The sequence below is a fragment of the Weissella sagaensis genome (assembly GCF_005405285.1).
GTDB classification, from domain to species: Bacteria; Bacillota; Bacilli; order Lactobacillales; family Lactobacillaceae; genus Weissella; species Weissella sagaensis.
Window position 1 is genome coordinate 67,246 of record NZ_BJDT01000002.1, and the last position, 17,558, is coordinate 84,803.

The 17,558-nt window shown below is 37.3% G+C and carries 14 protein-coding genes; 1 reads left to right on the top strand and 13 read right to left on the bottom strand.

All coding sequences use genetic code 11. The annotated features are described in order from the left end of the window. Positions 1-321 precede the first annotated feature (321 nt). From FFM55_RS02975 to ispE, 3 genes are all read right to left on the bottom strand, one after another. Entirely contained in the window at positions 322-1,509 is a 1,188-nt protein-coding gene (locus tag FFM55_RS02975; RefSeq protein ID WP_042492941.1) for an MFS transporter, read from the bottom strand. Positions 1,510-1,729: 220 nt separating this feature from the next. Continuing rightward, a complete protein-coding gene (locus FFM55_RS02980; RefSeq protein ID WP_052348405.1) occupies positions 1,730-2,785 on the bottom strand; it encodes a BMP family lipoprotein in 1,056 nt (351 codons plus the stop codon). A 154-nt stretch (positions 2,786-2,939) separates the two neighbouring features. After that, positions 2,940-3,812 carry a 4-(cytidine 5'-diphospho)-2-C-methyl-D-erythritol kinase gene (gene ispE, locus FFM55_RS02985; RefSeq protein ID WP_042492942.1) on the bottom strand — a complete coding sequence of 291 codons (873 nt, stop codon included), beginning with the start codon at positions 3,810-3,812 and terminating at the stop codon, positions 2,940-2,942. Between the two features lie 140 nt (positions 3,813-3,952). Between ispE and FFM55_RS02990 the strand changes: the two genes are divergently transcribed. Next, the gene (locus tag FFM55_RS02990) at positions 3,953-4,336 is read left to right on the top strand and encodes a YbaN family protein (RefSeq protein WP_042492944.1); all 384 of its coding nucleotides are present in this window, start codon (positions 3,953-3,955) and stop codon (positions 4,334-4,336) included. A 46-nt stretch (positions 4,337-4,382) separates the two neighbouring features. Here FFM55_RS02990 and FFM55_RS02995 read toward each other — a convergent pair whose 3' ends face one another. The 10 genes from FFM55_RS02995 to FFM55_RS03040 form a co-directional block, all read right to left on the bottom strand. Further along, the gene (locus FFM55_RS02995) at positions 4,383-5,642 is read right to left on the bottom strand and encodes a M20/M25/M40 family metallo-hydrolase (RefSeq protein WP_042492945.1); all 1,260 of its coding nucleotides are present in this window, start codon (positions 5,640-5,642) and stop codon (positions 4,383-4,385) included. Positions 5,643-5,812: 170 nt separating this feature from the next. After that, positions 5,813-6,988 carry an MDR family MFS transporter gene (locus FFM55_RS03000; protein ID WP_228179643.1) on the bottom strand — a complete coding sequence of 392 codons (1,176 nt, stop codon included), beginning with the start codon at positions 6,986-6,988 and terminating at the stop codon, positions 5,813-5,815. Positions 6,989-7,094: 106 nt separating this feature from the next. Continuing rightward, complete coding sequence (gene dnaB / locus FFM55_RS03005; RefSeq protein ID WP_042492947.1) at positions 7,095-8,510, bottom strand: replicative DNA helicase; 1,416 nt, start codon at positions 8,508-8,510, stop codon at positions 7,095-7,097. 161 nt (positions 8,511-8,671) lie between these two features. Further along, on the bottom strand, positions 8,672-9,124 hold the full coding sequence (gene rplI, locus FFM55_RS03010) for a 50S ribosomal protein L9 (RefSeq protein ID WP_042492948.1): 453 nt from the start codon (positions 9,122-9,124) through the stop codon (positions 8,672-8,674). A gap of 18 nt (positions 9,125-9,142) precedes the next feature. After that, positions 9,143-11,095 carry a DHH family phosphoesterase gene (locus FFM55_RS03015; protein WP_253952932.1) on the bottom strand — a complete coding sequence of 651 codons (1,953 nt, stop codon included), beginning with the start codon at positions 11,093-11,095 and terminating at the stop codon, positions 9,143-9,145. 307 nt (positions 11,096-11,402) lie between these two features. Further along, positions 11,403-12,356: an ABC transporter ATP-binding protein gene (locus FFM55_RS03020; protein WP_042492951.1), complete on the bottom strand. Its 954-nt coding sequence runs from the start codon at positions 12,354-12,356 to the stop codon at positions 11,403-11,405. Continuing rightward, complete coding sequence (locus FFM55_RS03025) at positions 12,356-13,459, bottom strand: ABC transporter ATP-binding protein (RefSeq protein WP_137600473.1); 1,104 nt, start codon at positions 13,457-13,459, stop codon at positions 12,356-12,358. Before FFM55_RS03025 ends, FFM55_RS03020 begins: the two co-directional genes overlap by 1 nt. 17 nt (positions 13,460-13,476) lie before the next feature. Further along, positions 13,477-14,508, bottom strand: coding sequence for an ABC transporter permease (locus tag FFM55_RS03030; protein ID WP_042492954.1), 1,032 nt, complete (start codon positions 14,506-14,508; stop codon positions 13,477-13,479). Between the two features lie 14 nt (positions 14,509-14,522). Then, positions 14,523-15,443: an ABC transporter permease gene (locus tag FFM55_RS03035; RefSeq protein WP_042492956.1), complete on the bottom strand. Its 921-nt coding sequence runs from the start codon at positions 15,441-15,443 to the stop codon at positions 14,523-14,525. 328 nt (positions 15,444-15,771) lie between these two features. After that, complete coding sequence (locus FFM55_RS03040; RefSeq protein WP_042492957.1) at positions 15,772-17,388, bottom strand: peptide ABC transporter substrate-binding protein; 1,617 nt, start codon at positions 17,386-17,388, stop codon at positions 15,772-15,774. Positions 17,389-17,558 lie beyond the last annotated feature (170 nt).

Here is a 17,558-nt window from a genome sequence, read left to right on the forward strand (position 1 = left end):
GTCAGGCATCGCTATTTTAAATCAAGACTAAAAAAGGTTGGTAAAATTACCAACCTTTTTTAGGTTATGACAAGTTAAAGAATAACTACCCCAGTATCTGTAAGTATCTTTTTAACTAATATCATATGCCCCTATATGTATTTCATCTTGCTTGCGTTTCCCCTCAAGCATTATATTTATCATATCCCAAAAAAAGATTAATGTAAACAAATAATTCGGTTTTAAACCTCTGATGTCCTAAATAAAAATAAAAAACCTGCACAACATTCGTAATTAACGAACATTGTGCAGATAATACCCCGTATTAAATCACTAAATTTACTAAATATGCTGCTTTTGAGGTAAACCTTTATAAAATAAACGATACAAAATAGCGCATATAATTGGTAACACTGCCACGATGATATACATTTGTTTAAAATCAACAAATCGTCGCAAAGCGCCTAATAGGTAAGGACCAACGCCAATACCTAGGTCTAGCCCCACAAAATAAGTTGATAAGGCAACCCCAATCCGGCTAACATCTTTTTCTAAGTGTAAAGCAACTGCTTGCCCATTTGACATAAATGTCCCATATCCTAATCCAATCAAAGCGCCTGATAACAATAACGACCAAGATGACGTTGTCATACTTAGTACCAATAAACCAATTGCTAAGAAGATATAACTTGGATACATCACCGAATTTTCACCATATTGATCAAAAATTCTACCGGCTATTGGTCTTGTAACTGTGATAACAAGCGCATAAACAACGAAGAACAATGAACTAATGGATACAAGATTAATTGTGACAACATACGATGCTAAAAACGACAAAACACTTGAATATGCTAATCCCATCAAAAATGCAATTCCTGCAATAAAGACAACTTTTGTATCAATAAACGTATTTATTTGCCAACTATCAGCAATAGCCCGCTGTTTAGTTGTTAATTGCATATTATTAACCTTGATTGTAAAACAACCCATTGTTGTCACAATCAACATAACACTAGCCATTATAACAATAAAATTAATACTCGTTGTTTGTAATAATAACATCCCTAAAAATGGACCAATTGCTGCTGCTAAACTCGTACTTAATCCGTAATAGTTGATGCCTTCACCACGTCGTGCAAGTGGTATGTATGCTGTAACGATTGCGTTAGTTGCCGTAGATACCATACCATAAAAGAAACCATTTAATAAACGCACGCCATATAATACAATCAGTGACGGCATGTATAGATACATAATCGTTGTGACTAAATATAATACAATACCGATTCGTAATACCTGTTTACGCCCCATAACCTCAAGTTTTTTACCAATATATAATCGGGCAATTAATGTACCGATAACGTAAATACCTGATGCTAGCCCTGCTTGGCTCAATGTTGCGCCTAATTTGTCTTGGGCGACCACTGCAATAATAACCATCAATAAATAATAAACAAAATAAACCAAAAAGTTTATCAATGTAACACTGATAAACCCTTTATTAAATAACTTCTCTTTATTTACCAAAAAACTTCTCCATTAAACCTATTTATTTAAACGTATATAGTTTTATTACCGGTAATAACTTGACTAATACAAGTTTCATTATTATTCAATAATATTGTAAAAGCAAATTTGTAAACGCTTAAACCTATTATTAGTATCAAGTTTTTTTGTTTAACCTATTTATCGGAAATTAAAAAAACAAGTATCAGATAAACGATACTTGTTTTTAATTATTATTTATTTATTTTGCCGATACTTTGACGTCACCATTGATGATTTTCTTCTCAGCATCTTGCACAGCTGACCATGCATCCTTTGACATATGACCACGTGTCAAAGCGACACCCTTATCATCTAGTCCGTACACAAGGTGCTTACCACCAGGGAAATTCCCTTTAGCAGTTTTTTCCGTAACATCGGTTACGGCCTTACCAACCTTTTTAACAGAAGATGTTAATGTAAAGTTAGATTTACCGTCCTTTGCTGTATAAGCACCATCAGAATTTTGATCACGGTCAACCCCAATTACCCAAACTTTATCAGCTGCATTTTTAGCTTTGTTTAGATCCTTAGCTTCTGTAAAGACACCGGCTCCAGAACCACCAGCAGCAGTAAAGACTACATCCGTACCACTTTGATACATTGTTGAGGCAATTGTCTTACCCTTACCAGCATCCGTAAAACTACCAACATATTGTGCATCAACCACAATATCCGGATTAACAGACTTAGCACCAGCAGTAAAGCCCTTTTCAAATGATTGCACAACTGCTGACTTCATACCACCAACAAACCCAACTTTGTTGGTCTTAGTTGTCTTAGCAGCTGCAACACCAGCCAAGTATGATGATTGTTCAGACTTAAACGTTACCGAAACAGTATTCTTACGTGCCTTAGCAATATCATCAATAATCATATAGTTAGTATTTGGATTTTTCTTTGATTGTTCATTAATTGTTGAAACCAATTGGAAACCAATACCATAAATATTCTTAAAACCATCAGAACGTGCTTGATCCATATTAGTGGTAAAATCTGCACTTGTCTTTGAAGGATAGTAAGCATACCCACCTTTACCTTCTTTGACACCATTATCTTTTGCCCAAACTTTCATACCTTCCCAAGCTGATTGATTGAATGACTTATCATCAATTCCACCACCATCAGTTATCAAGGCAACTGAGGTCTTATCATCCTTAGTATCACCTGACTTGTTTCCAGACCAAGCGGCATATGCACCCCCTGCAATAATTACAACTGCGGCACCTGCCACCCACATCTTTGCGTTTGAAGCCATTTTTTACTCCTTTTTATTAAAAAACCAATTATATTGTTCGACAATCACGAACTACTCATTAAATATAATGTATAATGTTCCAAAAGTAAAGCTTTTTACTAAAAAAACGACATAAAAAAAACGCTACAGTGTTAAAACACGAACGTTTCGCTAATTATTTACATTTTTCAGAATTAACCAGGCGTACTAAATAAGATTCCGGTACAAAACCGCTCACAGCATTGTAAATGCGTTTAGCCCGTGATGCCTTTTCAGTAACGGCAAATACGGTTGGCCCAGTCCCTGACATTTGTGCTGCTTCAGCACCAAACTCGTACATTTTTTGTTTAAGTTTTAAAATTTCTGGATATTTACCACCAGTTATGGCTTCTAATACATTAAACATTTGTCGATAAGCCGTTTGAAAATCTGCTTGATTGACAGCAGTCATCAAAGCCGCCATATTACCATGTTGCATGGTATTATAGTTAACCATTTTTAATATTTTAGGAGTTGAAACACTAATACCTGGTTTAGCAACAATCACCCACAGTGGTGGCAACGCCTGTGTTAATGGTTCCACTATTTCACCACGTCCCCGAACACGTGCTGGTCTTGAATAAACACAAAAAGGAACATCAGCATCGATTTTCAAACCAATAACAGCTAATTTTTCTTCCGTGTAGTTTAATTGCCAAATACGATTTAGCCCTCGCAGGACGGCTGCAGCATCTGAAGAGCCACCGCCTAATCCAGCAGCTACTGGCACTCGCTTCATGATATGAATTTCAATGCCGTCAGTCTTACCAGCAATTTCTCGCATTAAACGGGCAGCCTGATAAGCTAAATTTTTTTCATTGAGTGGCAGGACACCACTTGTCGACTCAACCACAATTTCTTGATGGTCAGTAGTCGTACGAATGGTTACTGTATCAGCTAGATCGATAGCTACCATTAACATATCCCATTCTTGTTCACCATTAGCATGGAGAAATGGGGTATCAAGGCTAATATTTAACTTAGCGTACGCTTGCTCTAATACTTCCATTGCGGCTTAATCCTTTCATAACATTATGTTAATTATAGCAAGTTGAATTAAATTGTTAAATAACCAGCCTAAAGATTTCAACTTTGCCTAGCATCATTTTATTGATATACTTACATTTATATATTCATTAAGGAGTTGCTATGCGTTTTATTTACATTATTTTAGGTCTAATTACTTTTGGTATCGGTACTGTTTTTATTTGGGTACCTGGTATTCCAACAACTCCTTTTTATCTACTAACTGCTTATTTTTGGAGCCGGTCTTCCAAACGTTTACAGAATTGGTTAGAACACAATAAGTATTACCAACAGTATATCCATGATGGTATTTACAAGCGCCAATTGACTCAGAAAAATCGCCTTGTCATTTATATTGTTACAGCCGCTTTCATGTGTATCCCCTTCTTTATGTCGGGCAAGCTTTGGTTACAAATAACCTTAATTCTAGCATCACTATCACAAATTTTAGCCATGGAAGGCTTTTATCGTGGTTGGTGGTTAACAAAATGGTTTGTAGAAAAATAAAGTCTCCAAAAAACAATTGGCTAGTCTAAGTACTACCAATTGTTTTTTACTTTAAATATCGTTTTGCCACCTCACGATAAATATCAACCATCGCAAAATAAGCCTGTTGTGTCACATATTCATTGGCTTTATGAGCAGTAGTATTACCTGGACCGATAATTGCTAATTGCACACTTGGATTAGCATGAACAAATGCGGCAGCATCAGTGCCTAATGAAACGGCTATTGTTGGTGCAACCATGGGTTCAATTAAATACTGGGGGATGATTGCCTGGACGATTTTAATTAATTGACTATCCCGTGGTGTCACCACAGCCTCATCATAAGCGTTAACGTGTAATGATAAGTTCATTGTCTCATCAGCCTGATTTAAATCAGCAATTAATGCTTGTAATCGTTCAATCAATGTTTGAGCTGGTAATTCTGGAATAGTGCGTGTTAACTCAGTTAACGTCGCCAAATCAGAAACTGAATTTTGTTGCGCACCTCCCTGTATAATATTAGCGCCACGCATCGTTTTAGCTAAGATAGGACTCTCTTCAGGCAAATCATCATAAAGCGCTTGTTCTGCTTGATAGTATTGTACCAAATGATTAATCGCATCCACCCCTAATTTAGGCATTGAACTATGTGCAGCCTTACCAGTTGCCGTGACATCATACGCCAAAAAGCCTTTATGGGCAAAAAAGATAAAATGCTGTTCAGCTGCCGGCGAAGTTTTTGCCGCTTGTTGTAATTTTTTCAAGGTTGCCGGCTCAATGACAGCACCACCACTAGTGAAATACTCTGAAATTTCATTCAAAGCGACACCTGTTGGTTCCCCAATAATAACTGCATCAATATCATCCAAATACCCATCAGCTGCTAATTTGTCAGCACCTAATTCATTCTTTTCTTCATCAGCAGTTGCAATAAAGCGCAATGTTCCATGCAAAGGGACATCGCTTTCGTATAATTCTACAAAAGCGATAACCAAATCAGCTAAGCCACCCTTCATGTCCGTTACACCACGACCGTATAATTTACCATCTTGCACATTTAGCGTAAACGGATCGGTTTCCCAAGTATTCAAGTCACCTTCATGTACCGTATCAATATGGCCGGCAAAGGCTAATACCGGGCCATGGCCCTCACCGATTTCAGCTATTAAATTAGCCCTATTTGGCGTAACATCTACCAATTTACTATCAATACCATGTTGTGCAAAATAGTTTTTTAAATACATTGCAATCTCTTTTTCATGATCAGCGACCGTTTTAATCGCTACTAAATCACTTAATAAAGTTATTTTATCTTGATCTGTCATCATATTCCCCTTGTCGTATTCTAAGATAATCTTAATCTATTCTTTCATAATACGCAAAATAGTGTGCACCCCAAGATGATTTGAAACCCGTTAAACGCTAATTAATTTTTTAAGCATACTAAAAACGTCAATCTAACAAATCATTAGATTGACGTTCAACATTTAATTATTTAATTTTCTTCATAACGTACAGTATGACGATATCCCGTCATGATACTAAACAACAAGCCAACAAATGCAACAAATGTTAAGGCAGCCGCTGCATAAAACAAGGTCCCATAGCCTTGTTGTTGAATGATTAATCCACCTACTAACGGTCCAACAGCACGACCAACTGATGGCGCGGCTGCTGATAATCCTTGATAACGACCTTTTAACGATACTGGCGTTAATTCATTAACTAGCGCTGGAATCATTGGGAAAGCCGTTGCCTCACCAATTGTCGTAATAATCATTGCGACCGCAAAGCCAACAAAATGATGACTAAACGGCAGAATCAAAAATGATAAGCCAAACATGACAATTCCTAAGAAAATCTGAATAAACATCGAACGATGATTGCTTGATAAATTCAAAGCATTCATCCCCAGTTGAATAGCAGCAATTAAAATACCGTTAATCGTCCATAACATTGAGTACTGCCATAATGGTAGTTTTAGAACACTGTTCATATAAACTGACAAATTTCCCTGCCACTGTGCATATGAAATCCATAATACGACTAACCCCAAGACACTGGCGTAAACCAATGCCATATTCCATTTAGGTAATTTAATCTTAGCCATTACTTTACCAGTTGATCGATTGTCTAGTGTGAAGTTGAATTTTGCATGAACAATGACAAATAAAACAAGATATAAAATTAAGGCCAAAATAAACAACCACGTAATACCTAAAGGATAAATCGGTCCCACTAATGCCGTTGAAAAAACCATACCAAAGTTACTTGTAAAGTACAACATATTAAAAACAAAGCGACCATCATGAGAACGTACTTGTGTCCCGTACGAATTTACAGCCGCTGTAATCCAACCACCAAAAAAGCCGACTAGTGTTAAAATAATGGCATAAATTGGCCAACCATGCCAAATAATAAAAGCAATTTGCAAAATAATCATAGCGCTAACACCAAATTGAATTAACACATATGGTTTAAAGCGATCAAATAAACGGCCACTAATTAACGAGCCAATTGCTTGTCCAACAGCGTTGGCCATCATAACCCAGCCAATGGTTACTAACGTTTGATATAATTCATTATACAAATAAACAGATGTTAGCGGCCAAATAAAGCCAAATGCAAAACTATTAATAAAACTTGCTATCAATAGCCAGCGTAATGACATGCCCTTGTTAACCTCCTGCATCATAAACCTCTTTTCTTTTTATCCACATAAAATAGAGCGAGGTCAATGATAGACATCATCAACCCCGACTCTTTGTTATGACCGTTTAATTAAAACTACCTGGTTCTTCATTATGATAATCAATATTTGAAAACTTATTATAAGATTTCACAAATAATAATCGTGCTGTGCCACGTGCACCTGAACGATTCTTTTCCAAGATAACTTCGATTTCACCAATATCTTGCTGCTCTTCATCACGTGGATCATTTTGGTTGTCATCATCTTCATTTGACTTCTCATAATAATCGTCACGATATAAAAACGCCACAATATCCGCATCTTGCTCAATAGATCCAGATTCACGAATATCTGATAACATTGGTCGTTTATCTTGTCGTTGTTCCACACTACGTGATAACTGTGATAAGGCAATAATTGGCACGTTCATCTCCATTGCCATCATTTTAATTGCACGTGAAATAGCTGAAACTTCTTGTTGACGTCCTTCGCTACGTGTTCCTTCAATCAACTGCAAATAATCAATAATGACTAAGCCTAATTGACCCTCACGTTTATACAAGCGACGTAGTTTTGAACGAATATCGGTTACGCGAATACCCGGTGTATCATCAATATAGATATTCGTACGTGCCAATGAATCCGTTGCAACAACTAATGAATCCCATTCTTCAGGTTCTAATTGACCAGTACGCATATGTTGTGAATTAATGTTGCCTTCCGCCGCTAACATACGATTAACAAGTGACGTATCAGGCATTTCTAATGAAAAAATAACCACTGGTAATTTTGGATCAGCTACTGCTACTTTTTGTGCAATATTTAAAACAAAAGCTGTTTTTCCAACTGCAGGTCGTGCAGCAATAATAATCATTTCACCGTCATGAAAACCTGTCGTTAAATTATCTAATGCTGGAAAACCTGATGCTAACCCCGTAACAGTATCCTCAGTACGCGAGTTTTCTTCAATTTCTTCAAATGATTTATTAACAACATCCGCAATGTTTTTAAAATCAGCACTTTTTTCGCCGCTATTGATTAAATCTAATTTCGTCGACAAATCAGCGACAGCATCATCAACAGAATCACTACCTTCATAAGTTTGTGTCAAACTATTTTGCAGGGTATCAATCATATTGCGACGCACTGCACGTTCACGAACAATACGCGCATAATACATTGCATTACCAGCAACCGGCACACTTGATGCTAATTCTGTTAGGTAGGCCATGCCACCCACATTTTCAACTTGATTATCTTTATCTAACTCATCTGTAATCGTTAGAATATCAATTGCTCTTTGTGTCTCATCTAAGGCCAATATAGCCGTATAAATTAAGCGATGAGCTGTACGATAAAAATCATCTGGTGCCAAAACAGTCATTAAATCCGCTAACAAATCCTGTGGATCTGTCGCTAATAAAATCGAACCCAGAACTGCTTGTTCAGCTTCGACATCTTGCGGCACTTGTAATGGCACGCCAGAATTTTGATCAGCCATGTGAACATAACCTCCTCTCCATTATTTATCAACCACAATATTGTTGTGGTTTTGTCCAAACTTCATTGTACCAAATTACCAAAGACAATGGGGAAAAATAAAATAGGTCTAACCCAGGTTAATAAAACCAAAAGTTGACCTATTGTTATAAATTTACTTCATTATAGCTCGTCAGTGTGGATGCGAATAGTTGCTTCAACATCATGATGTAGTTTTACTTTCACATTACGGTAACCCAACGCACGGATGGGTTCCTTCATATCCATTTTGCGTTTGTCAATTTTAATACCAAATTGATCAAGCAAACCAGCAACGACTTGCTTTGATGAAATAGCACCGAATAAACGACCATCTTTACCAGCCTTGGCCTTTAACTCAATAACCGTTTTATCATCTTCCAATTGCTCTTTTAATGCAACAGCAGCTGCTTTTTCTTCAGCAGCTTCACGATCAGCCGCTTTCTTTTGCCCACGTAATGCTGAAACATTTGCGTTTGATGCTGGTTTAGCCTTATTATTTTTAATCAAAAAATTATTGGCATAACCATCAGGTACATTTTTAACTTCACCTTTTTTACCGCGACCTTTAACATCTTCTAAGAAAATAACTTTCATTAATTTATACCTTCTTTTTTATTCATTCTCTTGATCACTATCTTGATTAAGTTCCGTTAACAACAGATCGTAAACATCATCTGTTGTCGTATCCTTAAATTGCGTTGCCGCATTACTTAGATGGCCACCGCCACCCATAGCTTCCATTACTAACTGAACACTAACATTACCAGTCGAACGTGCTGATACAGCTACTGTATTATTATCACGACGACTAATGACATATGCTGATTGCACACCAATCATTTGCAGCAGCGAATCCGCTGCCTGTGCAGCCACTACTGAATCATATTGAATATCATCTTCACCAGTAACAATAGCTGCACTATCATGGATTTCTGCTCGTTCAATTAAGTGAGCACGTTGTCGATAAGAATCAACTGATTCCTTCATAAAATCTTGTAGTAATGAACCATCTGCACCCACTGCACGTAGATAACTCGCTGCATCAAATGTCCGAGTTCCTGAACGTAACGTAAATGATTTGGTATCAATTTGGATACCCGCTAACATGGCAGTAGCTTCCAAACGACGTAAGCCTTGTGCCCGACGTGGCTGATACTCAAATAATTCTGTTACCAATTCCGAAGTTGATGATGCATACGACTCAACGTAGACCAACTGAGCCTCATCGGGGAACTCCTCGCCACGACGATGATGATCAATAATCACGACACTGTCTTTCATTGCCTCATAAACATCTTGTGATTCAGATAACGATGGTTTTGAGTGATCAACAATTACTAATAAGCTTTGGTCCGTCATCTGCGCAATAACATCATCTGGTGCTAATATGGCATTTTCATCAGAAGTATCCGTTGCCATTTGATCTAATAGTAAGCGAATGTCAGAATGCTCTTGACCGGTTTCTTCATACACAACCCATGCTGGTTTCCCCAACATTTCTGCTAAACGTCGCACACCTAATGCCCCACCAAATGAATCCATATCAGGACGTTTATGTCCCATCACAAACACTTGGTCAGCTTGATCAAACAAATCAGCCAACGCTTGTGAAATCACTCGAGCACGAACACGTGTCCGCTTAGCCATTGGATTAGTATTCCCACCATAAAAGCGTGCCGAACCAGTGGAAGATTTAACAACAACTTGATCGCCACCACGACCAAGTGCCAGATCCAAATTAGATTGCGCATTTTCTGCTAGCACATCAATTGCCATTTCATTATAAGCAATACCAATACTTAATGTAATTTGCGTATTCTGCATTGATGTTGATTCACGAATAACCTTTAATAAATTAAATTTATCATTTTCCGCTTTTATCAGTGATTCACGATAACCAACTAATAGGTAACGATCAACAGAAAGGCGTCGCGCATAAATATCATGATCAGTCATCCAGTCAGACAGTGTTTTGGTTACATAAGTTCGTAACGTAGACGCATCTGCATCACTCATTCCTTCCGTAACTTCATCATAATTATCTAAAGAAACAATTCCTAAAAACAATTTATGATTCTCATAATCTGCTGTAACTTGTGCTGATGCTGTCATATCCATTAAATAAATCGCATTTAGTTCTGGCTGAACCTGTACTTGAAAAAAACGATCTAACCAATGACATTCTGTTATGCGTTTTTCGTTATCTGACCATAAGTCAACAACTTCAGTTAACGGCTTTGAAACATCTTTTAAGTTTTGACCAACAATTGTTTGTTCACCAAGTAATTGTTGCAAATAAGGATTAACCCATTCAATATCACCACTATCAGTACACAACATCACGCCTAATGGCATTTGAATAATTGATTCTTGTTCACCACGATTAATACGATAAGACAAATTTTCAATATAATGTGTTGTTTGTTCACTTAGATCTTGCAAAGTTTTAAAAATGACAATCAATGCAATAACGACTAATATTACCCAAATGATTCCTACAACCCAATTAACTAACCATGCTAAAATTGCTCCCACAACGGCAATAAATGACACTAACGCTGCCATACTACCAAGGCGTTGGTTTTTAAAGAATGTCGGTAACACCGTAAATTTTCTCACCCGTTCCACCTAGCCTATTCTTTTATTTGTATCGTATTATTATAACATAAAGAAACTTTCCAATAAAATGTTGTGCAATTTGCATAAAAAGACATAAGTATACTCATAAGAATCGCTACAACTCGACTTTAATATATTGTTACAATTAAAACGAACCAAAAAAGTTTGCAAAGCTGACAAAATCGTCAACCTTACAAACTTTTTTATTTGTTGCTATTAATTTTTACGTTTTTGCTTACGAGCAGTCAAGCAATTAGTCAATTAAGCCAAACTCACGCGCACGCTCTTGATAGATTGCAATTTCATCTTCAGCTGCCCAAACAAAATGTTGGGGCGCAATTTCAACCATTTGACGATCGCGACCATCTAATTCTGCAGTCGGATCATAGTTAATTGGCACGCGTTGTTCTTCAACAGTTGGATCAGGCACTGGTATTGAACTCAATAATGAACGTGTATAGTCATGTAAAGGATGATTATACACTTCATCGGCAAGACCAATTTCAACCATTTTTCCCCAATGCATAACCCCGATACGATCTGAAATATATTTAACCATCGACAAATCGTGCGCAATAAACAAGTATGTTAGTCCTTGCTTTTTTTGTAGTTCCTTCAGCAAGTTAACAACTTGTGCTTGAATTGAAACATCCAACGCTGAAATTGGTTCGTCAGCAATAATAAACTTAGGTTGAACAGCAAGTGCACGCGCAATACCAATACGTTGTCGTTGTCCACCTGAAAATTCATGCGGATAACGACTAGAATGATCGCGATTCAAACCAACTATCTCTAATAAATCCTCTACTTGCTTTGAACGATCAGCATCATTTTTAGCCAAATGATTAACATCAATTCCTTCTGCAACAATATCTTTAACTTTCATACGTAAATCTAAAGATGCTTGCGGATCTTGGAAAATCATTTGAACTGCCTGACGGAATTTACTTAACTTACCACGCTTTTTAATTTGTGCTAAATCTTCACCTTCAAACAAAATTTGGCCATTAGTTGGTTCATACAATTTCATAATTGCACGCCCAATAGTCGTCTTACCAGAACCAGATTCTCCAACTAAGCCAAATGTTTCTCCCTCATAGATATCAAAGGAAGCATTTTGAACTGCTTTAGTTTCATTAGACTTACCAGCATTAAACGTGATGTCCAATCCTTTTAGTTCAACTAATTTTTTACGTTCATCAGCCATTATTTGCCACCTCCATTACCAAGAACAGCTGAATTTTCAACGGCAACTGCCTTTGACCGATCAGCTTCGGGGTGCTCAGCTTGGAAACGTGTCCATCGTTTTTGAACTTCTACCGGTGGTACAACTTCTGGTGCACGTTCATCTAATAACCAAGTTGCAGCATAGTGCGTTTGTGACAATTTAAAGAATGGTGGCTTAACCTTTTCATCAGCCGCAATTGCATAACGATTACGTGCTGCAAAGGCATCCCCCTTAGGTGGATTCAACAAATCAGGTGGCGTACCTGGAATTGCTTCTAGCGATCCACGTTCAGTTGCGGTTGTTGGCATTGAATTTAACAATCCCCAAGTATACGGATGTTGCGGGAAATTAAAGACCTCATCGACCTTACCAATCTCAATAATTTCACCAGCGTACATCACAGCAACACGGTCAGCCATACCGGCAACCACACCCAAATCGTGCGTAATAAAGATAATTGAAGTATCCAATCGTGATTGGATATCCTTCATTAAATGTAAAATTTGAGCTTGAATCGTTACGTCCAAGGCAGTCGTTGGTTCATCAGCAATTAAAATTTCAGGACTATCAATCAACGCAATTGCAATAACAATACGTTGGCGCATTCCACCAGAGAATTGATGCGGATAATCATTGATATGTGCCTTAGCATTCGGAATACCAACAAGCTTCATCATCTCTAAAGCTTTTTCCCATGCGTGCTTTTTACTCATTTTTTGATGTTTAATCAATGGTTCTGCAATTTGTTGTCCTATTTTCATTGTTGGATCCAAAGACGTCATTGGATCTTGGAAAATCATTGCAATTTCAGAACCACGGATTTTTTGCATCTGCTTTTCTGATTTACCAATAATTTCATCACCTTTAAAGGTAATTGAACCCTTTTCCACTCGGGCGTTTTTCGCCAATAGTCCCATTAATGAACGTGTCGTTACCGACTTACCTGATCCAGACTCACCAACAATTGCCAATGTTTCACCCTTATACAAGTCAAATGAAACATCGCGGATGGCCTGAACACTTCCATTATAGGTATTGAAATTAATTTTAAGGTCATCAACCTCAAGAATTTTTTCTGCCATTTCTTCACTCTCTTCCATTAATCCTTTGTACGTGGATCAAACGCATCACGTAATCCATCACCTAATAAGTTAAACGCAATCATAATAATCCCCAAAATTACAGCTGGAATTGCTAATTGATATGGATAGAATTGCATTGCTTTTTGTCCATCATTTAACAACGTACCCAATGAAGCCATCGGTACTGGAATTCCTAATCCAATAAATGAAAGCAATGCCTCAAAGAAGATTGCTGATGGAATGGTAAACATTAGTTGTACGATAATCGTTGAACTTAGGTTCGGTACTAAATGCCGTAATCCAATTCGCCAAGTTGATGATCCCAAAGTACGAGCTGCTAGAATATAATCCTGTTCCTTAGCTGTTAGCACCTGCGCTCTAACTAGCCGGGCCATGGAAGTCCAAGAAGTTAATGCAATTCCTAATGAAATTGACAACATACCTGGTTTCATAATTAAAATCAAAAGCACAAAGACAACCAAATTTGGAATTGAAGAAACAATTTCAATAATTCGTTGCATCACGATATCAACTTTACCACCACGCCAACCTGACGTAATACCATAGATAACACCAATGACCAAATCCATTAAGGTCGCAATTAAGGCAACTTCTAGTGAAATACGTGTTCCATATAGGACACGTTTGAAAATATCACGACCGAATTGATCAGTTCCAAACCAATAATTTTTCTTATCAGACACACCAGCTGATTCATACTGATCAATTTTAGTACCATCTAATTTGGCTTCACCTGTAAAGCCAGGAATTTCACCCAGCACACCTGGCAGACGCGCTGGCAAATTTTGAATCGTAACATCTTGACGTGAAGTTGCTTTTGAATTAGCCACTGGTGATGACGCAAAAGCCACCACAAAAACAGCAATTAAGATCCAAAGTGAAACGAATGCCCCTTTATTTTTCTTTAAACGACGCCAAGCATCTTTCAAAAAACTGACCGATGGCTTTAAAATCTCTTCACTATCAGTATGACGATCAGCGGGAAGCAATTTAAAATCATCTGCTGTTAAATTTACTTTTTCAGACATGAGCGGCTCCTTCCTTATTTAGCCAATCGGATACGTGGATCAATAATACCGTAAAGGATATCTGTAATTAACAAAATAACCATTAACATCATTGAATAAACAATTGTTGTTCCCATAATAATTTGGTAATCATTAGTCAAAATTGAATCAACGAACTGACTTCCAATACCGGGAATTGAAAAAATATTCTCCACCACAATTGATCCAGTTAGCAAGTTAACTGCCATTGGACCAATCAAAGTGACCAATGGAATCAATGAATTACGGAGTGCATGTTTCCAAATAATTTCATTACTTGAAAGACCCTTAGCACGAGCCAATTCAATATAGTCAGAACCTAGCACATCAACCATTTCAGTACGAATAAAACGTGCTGATGTTGCCAACGGACTCATTCCTAACGCAATTGTTGGTAAAATAGTTGCGGCAAACCCTTTCCAACCAGCAATTGGCAACCAGTCTAATTTCAATCCAATCCAATATTGCAACAAAGCGGCGAATACGAATGATGGGATTGAAATACCCAAAACTGCCACAACAGATAAGAAGGTATCAGTTTTTGTGTTACGTCGAACGGCAGCTGCAGCACCCAATCCTGTTCCAGCTATTAGGCCAAAAATCAATGCTTGAATTCCAAGCTGAGCAGATGGGCCAAGACGTTGTGCCACCAACGTTGAAACTTCTTGGTTAGCAAATTGGAATGAAACACCAAAATCAAAATGCAGTGCATCCCAAAGATAAGTAACGTATTGCACAACTAATGGCTTATCTAGACCATACTGTGATTCAATCATTTTTTGTTGACTGGCAGATAAACGTTCTGCGTTAGCCAACGGTGATCCTGGCATCAGCTTCATTAAAAAGAATGTGGCTGAAATAATCAAGACCAAAGTTAACACAATAATTGCTAACCGTTTAATTATATATTTGAACATGGCTATGCCTTCCCCTATTTTTTACTTCTATTCATAATATGCTAGAAAGTCATTATTGAAATAACCATACTCTCATATCTCATAGTTATTAATTAGATGTTTTTAATTTTACCAGACGTTTACTGTTTATAAAAGAGTTTGTGATAATTTTTCACATAATCATTTAATTTTTATACGTGTTTACCTAATAAAATCAATCATTATACGAACCTTATTAACAATAGCTATGCTAATTTTTTACTTATTTTAGAGAATAAAAAAAGAGAGCAGGACAAATCTGCATTCGTCACTCCCCCTTTTTAATCAGTCATTTAATATAAGGATTAAATTACTTCTTATAAGCCCACTTCCAGTCGAACGGTGCTCCGGTTGTATTTGAAACAACGTCCTTTACTGATTTATTCAATAGTGATGGCTTTGCTTGGTAGTATACTGGCGCAATTGCTGCATCTTCTTGTAGCAACTTTTCAGCCTTAGCATAATCTTCATAACGCTTGTTCTCATCATTAACATCAGTTGTCTTAGCATCGCTCATCAACTTATCGTAATCAGCATTCTTCCAGCTACCATTGTTAAATGATGAATCAGATGTATACAAATCTAAGAATGTTGATGGGTCAGCATAGTCACCACCCCAAATTGTGTTAACCATATCAAACTTCTTATCATCTGATAATGAAATACGTTGCTTAAATGGTACCGTCTTGATAGTTACCTTCAAGCCTGGCAACTTCTCCATTTGTGATTGGATAAATTGTGCTGAACGCTTAGCACCATCAGTATCATCTGTTAGGTATTGTAGGCTAACCTTCTTCTTACCAGTTTCCTTCAAGCCTTGCTTCCATAGCTTCTTGGCTTCCTTTAGATCGTAACCACTGGCATCTTTATCAGCTGCTACTGTAGCAAAGTCCTTACCTGAGTTAGGATCCTTAGCTAACTTTGTAGCAGTAAATGAGTAGGCTGGCTTACCACCTCCACCAAGAATCTTAGATGACATTGTGCTACGGTCAATTGACTTTGATAATGCCTTACGGATATTTGTGTTATCCAATGGCTTCTTGTTCTCATTGAATTCAATGAAGGCCGTTGAAGCTTGTGAAATAACAGTGTAGTCTTTCTTGTTCTTTGAGGCCTTATATTGATCAGGTGATAGGGTTGTGTAATCAACCTTCTTTGACTTATACAAGTTATAACCTGTGTTTTGGTCCTTAATAGTTTGGATATTTACCTTTGGTGTCTTAACTGTATTTGCATCCCAGTAGTCCTTGTTCTTTACCAAAGAAATTTTGTTATTTGAACCAGTCCAACCCTTCATGACGAAAGGTCCGTTAGAAATTGTATACTTTGAAGCAGTTCCATATTTCTTACCAACTTTGTCCACAAACTTCTTGTTCTGTGGTTCAAAAGTAGCCATTGTCATAACTGATTCTAATTGTGGCATTGGTCGGTCAAGGGTTACTTCAAGTGTCTTATCATCAATTGCTTTAACCCCTAAGTCAGCTACAGGCTTGTCACCCTTTTGAATTTCATCGGCATTCTTAATACCTGAGAATAGGTATGCATATTGTGATGCAGTCTTAGGATCGTTGGTACGTTGCCAGCCGTATACATAATCATTAGCTGTAACAGGATCCCCATTTGACCACTTTGCATCACGCAAATGATAGGTAAATGTCAAACCATCATCAGACTTATCAACTGATGTGGCACCTGCCAATGCTGGCTTACCAGATTTATCCATACGGTACAAACCTTCACCAATTGATTGTAGATATGTAAAATCAATTGCGGCCGTTGTTTTTGAAGGGTCCATCGTTCCAACGTTAGCGCTTTCTGTCCAGTTAATTGTCTTATACTTTGCGGCACTTGCTGTAACTGGTACAATAGCTGATCCTAAAATCACTGCACCAGACAACAAAGCACTTACCTTTAATGTCTTATTCATAATCGTTCCCCGTTCCTTATAACCACATTTATAATACGTGATAACTTTTTCATAATAGTATAATAAACATTTGTCCTAGTCAACAATTTATTTAAGATTATTTTTAATAAAGTTGCTACTACACCCCAAAAACACTGATATACAAACGAATTAAAACGTTTCATCAAAAT

Coding starts and splice junctions, on each gene's coding strand:
- FFM55_RS02980 (WP_052348405.1), bottom strand. CDS start 2,785: ATGGCTTCAAACGCAAAGATGTGGGTGGCAGGTGCCGCAGTTGTAATT.
- ispE (WP_042492942.1), bottom strand. CDS start 3,812: ATGGAAGTATTAGAGCAAGCGTACGCTAAGTTAAATATTAGCCTTGAT.
- FFM55_RS02990 (WP_042492944.1), top strand. CDS start 3,953: ATGCGTTTTATTTACATTATTTTAGGTCTAATTACTTTTGGTATCGGT.
- FFM55_RS02995 (WP_042492945.1), bottom strand. CDS start 5,642: ATGACAGATCAAGATAAAATAACTTTATTAAGTGATTTAGTAGCGATT.
- FFM55_RS03000 (WP_228179643.1), bottom strand. CDS start 6,988: ATGTCATTACGCTGGCTATTGATAGCAAGTTTTATTAATAGTTTTGCA.
- dnaB (WP_042492947.1), bottom strand. CDS start 8,510: ATGGCTGATCAAAATTCTGGCGTGCCATTACAAGTGCCGCAAGATGTC.
- rplI (WP_042492948.1), bottom strand. CDS start 9,124: ATGAAAGTTATTTTCTTAGAAGATGTTAAAGGTCGCGGTAAAAAAGGT.
- FFM55_RS03015 (WP_253952932.1), bottom strand. CDS start 11,095: ATGGCAGCGTTAGTGTCATTTATTGCCGTTGTGGGAGCAATTTTAGCA.
- FFM55_RS03020 (WP_042492951.1), bottom strand. CDS start 12,356: ATGGCTGATGAACGTAAAAAATTAGTTGAACTAAAAGGATTGGACATC.
- FFM55_RS03025 (WP_137600473.1), bottom strand. CDS start 13,459: ATGGCAGAAAAAATTCTTGAGGTTGATGACCTTAAAATTAATTTCAAT.
- FFM55_RS03030 (WP_042492954.1), bottom strand. CDS start 14,508: ATGTCTGAAAAAGTAAATTTAACAGCAGATGATTTTAAATTGCTTCCC.
- FFM55_RS03035 (WP_042492956.1), bottom strand. CDS start 15,443: ATGTTCAAATATATAATTAAACGGTTAGCAATTATTGTGTTAACTTTG.
- FFM55_RS03040 (WP_042492957.1), bottom strand. CDS start 17,388: ATGAATAAGACATTAAAGGTAAGTGCTTTGTTGTCTGGTGCAGTGATT.